Origin of the sequence: Promicromonospora kroppenstedtii DSM 19349, from assembly GCF_000515355.1 — a bacterium.
GTDB classification, from domain to species: Bacteria; Actinomycetota; Actinomycetes; order Actinomycetales; family Cellulomonadaceae; genus Promicromonospora; species Promicromonospora kroppenstedtii.
The window spans coordinates 1-4,159 of the sequence record NZ_KI911605.1 but is presented as its reverse complement, the minus strand read 5'-3'; the positions used below and the strand labels follow the sequence as shown (position 1 = coordinate 4,159).

The 4,159-nt window shown below is 73.9% G+C and carries 6 protein-coding genes; 3 read left to right on the top strand and 3 right to left on the bottom strand.

Going from position 1 to position 4,159, the window contains the following annotated elements:
- Positions 1 to 221: 221 nt before the first annotated feature.
- Both PROKR_RS37225 and PROKR_RS37220 read right to left on the bottom strand, forming a co-directional pair.
- The gene (locus tag PROKR_RS37225; RefSeq protein ID WP_245605683.1) at positions 222 to 875 is read right to left on the bottom strand and encodes an SDR family NAD(P)-dependent oxidoreductase; all 654 of its coding nucleotides are present in this window, start codon (positions 873 to 875) and stop codon (positions 222 to 224) included.
- Positions 876 to 929: 54 nt separating this feature from the next.
- Positions 930 to 1,232 (bottom strand): SDR family NAD(P)-dependent oxidoreductase, encoded by a 303-nt coding sequence (locus PROKR_RS37220; protein ID WP_245605682.1) that lies wholly within the window; start codon positions 1,230 to 1,232, stop codon positions 930 to 932.
- Between the two features lie 105 nt (positions 1,233 to 1,337).
- Here PROKR_RS37220 and PROKR_RS03545 point away from each other — a divergent pair, with 105 nt between their 5' ends.
- The 3 genes from PROKR_RS03545 (at position 1,338) to PROKR_RS03535 (ending at position 3,722) form a co-directional block, all read left to right on the top strand.
- The gene (locus tag PROKR_RS03545) at positions 1,338 to 1,877 is read left to right on the top strand and encodes a TetR/AcrR family transcriptional regulator (protein ID WP_036959564.1); all 540 of its coding nucleotides are present in this window, start codon (positions 1,338 to 1,340) and stop codon (positions 1,875 to 1,877) included.
- Between the two features lie 61 nt (positions 1,878 to 1,938).
- A complete protein-coding gene (locus PROKR_RS03540) occupies positions 1,939 to 2,937 on the top strand; it encodes an alpha/beta hydrolase (RefSeq protein ID WP_036959562.1) in 999 nt (332 codons plus the stop codon).
- 11 nt (positions 2,938 to 2,948) lie between these two features.
- The gene (locus tag PROKR_RS03535; protein ID WP_036959558.1) at positions 2,949 to 3,722 is read left to right on the top strand and encodes a glycerophosphodiester phosphodiesterase family protein; all 774 of its coding nucleotides are present in this window, start codon (positions 2,949 to 2,951) and stop codon (positions 3,720 to 3,722) included.
- A 6-nt stretch (positions 3,723 to 3,728) separates the two neighbouring features.
- On the opposite strand, the gene PROKR_RS37215 is transcribed toward PROKR_RS03535, so the two are convergent.
- Positions 3,729 to 4,073, bottom strand: coding sequence for an excalibur calcium-binding domain-containing protein (locus PROKR_RS37215; protein ID WP_245605681.1), 345 nt, complete (start codon positions 4,071 to 4,073; stop codon positions 3,729 to 3,731).
- Positions 4,074 to 4,159: the final 86 nt, after the last annotated feature.

Genomic DNA, 4,159 nt, shown 5'->3' with positions numbered 1-4,159 from the left:
CCAGCCGGTGCGGGTCATCCGACGGCGGGCGGCGGCGGCGAGCGCGTCGGGGCTGGTCGGCACGACCGGGCGACGGCCGTAGACGCCGGCGCGGTAGATCGCGGACTGGACGGTCCGGCCCACGTTGCTCTGGGCGCCACCCGCTGTACTGATCCCACCGTTAGTAGGCATGTCGGACATCCTGCCACGTGGTCGACGGAGCGGCAGTCGCCGACGACCCCCTACCGCTCGGCTGCCGCTTCCCCCGCCCGGGCCGGCACCGTCAGCGGCAGGCCCGCGAGGTCCTCGACCTGGGCCCACACCCGCGCGGCGAGGTCACCCTCGGGCGTCGCGGTCCGGGCGGTCGGCTCCACGAGGACCGGCGCTCCCCGCAGCCGGCCGGCGGGCGCGTAGTACTGACCGTTGCGCGCCGCCGGGTCGGTCAGGGCGCGCACCGCCGACCACGCTGCGGCGTCCTTGCCCTGGGCCCAGGGTGTGTACGGGTTGGGGCGGTAGGTCGTGGTCGCGTCCCGGATCCCGGCACGGCGCGGCGTGCGGGCGTCGACACCGACCCCCGGCCGGGTGACGAGCGAGGCTACCGGCGTCCCCGCGGCCTCCAGTCGCCGGGCGAGCTCGAACGCGAGCACCTCGGTCACCGTCTTCGCCTTGGTGTAGGCGACGACGCCCGCGAACGGCACCCGGGCGACGTCGTCGACCGCCGTCGGGAACTGCGCGACGAATCCCGTGGAGGTGTGCACCACCCGGGACGGCACGCCGAGCCGCTCACCGGTGGCCGCGAGCGCCGGGAGCACGCCGGCCAGGAGTGCCGCGCTCGCGACGGTGTGGGTGCCGAGCAGCATCGGCATGCCGTCGGCGGTGCGCGCGCGACGCTTCATGTCCATCGCCCCGCCGTTCAGCAGCAGGCCGTCGACGCGGGGCAGGGCCGAGATTCAGGTGGCGGCGCCTGCCACGGAGGCCAGGGAGGCGAGGTCGATCACGACGGTGTCGAGCCGCGCGCCCGGCACCTCCCGCTCGATGGCGGCGACGGCGGTCGCGAGCTTGGTCGCCGACCGGGACGCGAGCACGACGTGCGCCCCGGCGGCGGCGAGCTGTTCGGCGGCGAAGTAGCCGATGCCGGCAGTGGCGCCGGTCACGACGTGCGTGCGGCCGGTCTGGTCGGGCAGGTGGGCGGGGTCCCAGGTGGTGGGGCCGGACGTGGGAGTGGGCCTGGGAGTGGGCACAGACGTGGGCATGGGTGGTCCTCGGATTTCTGCCGTTCGAGCAATTCGGATGAACTATCCGTTTGAGCGTAGCACCCGAAACGGATTCTCCATCCGCTTCTGCGGTAGGCTCACCCCATGCCCGCTCTCCGATCCGACGCCGCCCGCAGCCGCGCGCGCATCCTCGACGTGGCCCGACGCCACGAGCCCGGTGCCCTGCGCTTCAACGACCTGGCCCGGGAGGCCGGTGTCGGGGTCGGCACGGTCTACCGCCACTTCCCCACCACCCATGCCCTCGTCGAGGCGCTCACGCTGGACACGCTCGAGCGGCTGCGCGTGCTGGTGCGCGCCGCGCTCGCCGAGACCGATGCGGGCCGGGCGGTCGCGGACCTGCTGCGCGCCGCGCTCGACCTGCAGCTCGAGGAGGGCGGGCTGCAGCCGGTGCTGCTGGCGGCCGAGGACGAGTCCGACGAGGTGCGCGAGGCCAAGCAGGAGATCCTGGGCGGCTTCGAGCAGATCCTGGTCCGCGCCCGTGCCGCCGGCGTCGTCCGGCCGGACCTGTCCACCGCACAGGTGGAGCACCTGGTGTGCGGGATGGAGCACGCCGTGCGGCTGGGCGCGTCGTCGGACCGCGAGCCGTACCTGCAGATCCTGCTGGCGGGTCTGCGGCCCGCCTGATCAAGCCCGCCTGACCTGCGACCGGGCGCGGTGAGGACGCCCGGCAGCATACGATCCGCAGGTGCCTGGTTCTCCGGAAGACGCGCTCGACTGGCGCACCGACCACCTGCTCGGCGAACCGTTCCAGGAGGCGGCTCTCGGGCCCGCCACCCTGGTGCGCTACCCGCACCCGACGGACCGTCCGCCACCGCGGGCGGCCGTGATCCACGTGCACGGGTACAACGACTACTTCTTCCAGGAGCACCTGGCCCGCACCTTCACGGCAGCCGGCTACGCGTTCTACGCCGTCGACCTGCGGGCCGCCGGGCGGTCCCTGCAGCCCGACCAGATCCCGCACTTCGTGCTCGACCTGCGCGAGCAGGCCACGGACATCGCGGCGGCCGCCCGCACGGTGCGCGGCATGGAGCCCGGGCTGCCGCTCGTCGTGCACGCCCACTCCACCGGCGGGCTCACGGCATCCCTCTGGGCCCACGCGCACCGCAACGCGGCCGGGGCCGACGCCGGACCCGACGCGCTGGTGCTGAACTCGCCGTTCCTCGACCTGCGGGCGCCGTACTGGCAGCGCACCGTCGGGACGCGCTTCCTGGACACGGTCGGGCGCCTGGCGACGACAGCGATCATCAGCGACGGGCCGTCGCGGTACGCCGAGCACCTGCTCGCCGCGAACGGCGGGCGGTGGGAGTTCGACACCACGCTCAAGCGACCCGAAGGTGTGCCGGGGCGCGTCGGCTGGTTCGTCGCGATCCGGCGCGGGCAGGCGCGCGTGGCCGCCGGGCTGGAGATCGCGTGCCCCGTCCTGCTCGCCCGGTCGGACTCCTCGGGCCCCGACACGCTCGACAACCCGCTGCTCGACGCGCAGGACACGGTGCTCGACGTGAAACAGATGGCGGCGCTCGCCCCGGGCCTCGGCCAGGACGTCACCGAGCTGGTCGTGCCGGGCGCCGTGCACGACCTGTCGCTGTCGGCCCGGGGGCCCCGGGAGGCGTACCTCGACGGCATGTTGAAATGGACCCAGAGCAGCATCGACGGACAGAGCGTCGAGATCGGCACCACTACGTGAGGGACGAGCCAGTGACCTATTTCGAGGGGCCGTTCCAAGCCCTCGCCCACCGCGGTTTCGCGCACGCCTCGGCCGGTACCGAGGGGCTGGAGAACTCGCTGGCGGCGTTCGGCGCCGCCGTCGACCTCGGCTACAGGTACGTGGAGACGGACGCGCACGGCACCGTTGACGGCGTGGCTGTCGCGCTGCACGACGAGTCGCTGGACCGCACCACCGACGGCACCGGCCTGGTGGCCGAGCTGCCGTGGTCCGAGGTGAGCGAGGCCCGCATCGGTGGCGTGGAACCCGTGCCGCTGCTCGAGGACCTGCTGGGCGGCTGGCCCGAGCTGCGCGTCAACATCGACGTGAAGCACAGCTCCGGCGTCGGCCCGGTCGCGCGCGCCATCGAGAAGACGGCGTCCTGGGACCGGGTCTGTGTCACCTCGTTCGAGGTGGCCCGACGCCGGGCCACGCTCACCAAGCTGTCGCACCCGGTGGCGACGTCGGCCGGACGCCGTGAGATCGCCAGCTTCCTGACCGGGGTGCGCCTGCGCCTGCCGGCCCTGTCCCGCCGCGCGCTGCGGGACGCCGACGCGCTGCAGGTCCCCATCCGCGAGAACTCGATCACGGTGGTGGACCGCGCGTCCGTGGCGGCGGCGCACGCGCTCGGCAAGAAGGTGCACGTCTGGACCATCAACGAGCCGGACGAGATGAACCAGCTCATCGACGACGGCGTGGACGGCCTGATCACCGACCGCGCCGACCTGCTCAAGGACGTGCTGGTGGAGCGAGGGCTCTGGAGGTAGGCGGGTTCACTCGCAGCCGACGCCGTCGTCGTCCCGGTCGAGGTGCGACGCGTAACCCGGGTCGCCGCGGTACACGGGTGCGGCGCCTGCGGCCCGCGCCGCGTCGCAGTTCTCGTAGTAGGTCACCTCCGAGGTGTCGTCGGCAGCGTCGGCAGCGTCGCCGCCTGACGCGCCCCCGCCCGCGATGCCCGCTGCCGCCTCGGCTTCGGCCTCGACGGCAGCCTCGCGGTCCGCGACGTCGGACTCGCGGGAGTCGACCTTGCCCTCCCGCTTCGCGACGGCTGAGGCGCGCGCCTTGAGCTCCTTCTGGTCTGCCTTCAGCGCCGTCTGGGCGCCCCTAGTCGCCGCCACCACCACCGCCGGAATCGCCTCCCGACCAGCCGCCGGAGTCGCCCCCGCCGAACCACCCACCGCCACTGTCCGAGCTGCCGCTGCCA

Excerpts from the sequence above, each read along its gene's own strand:
- PROKR_RS03545 (WP_036959564.1), top strand. The coding sequence starts at position 1,338 with ATGCCCGCTCTCCGATCCGACGCCGCCCGCAGCCGCGCGCGCATCCTC.
- PROKR_RS37220 (WP_245605682.1), bottom strand. The coding sequence starts at position 1,232 with ATGCCCACGTCTGTGCCCACTCCCAGGCCCACTCCCACGTCCGGCCCC.
- PROKR_RS37225 (WP_245605683.1), bottom strand. The coding sequence starts at position 875 with ATGAAGCGTCGCGCGCGCACCGCCGACGGCATGCCGATGCTGCTCGGC.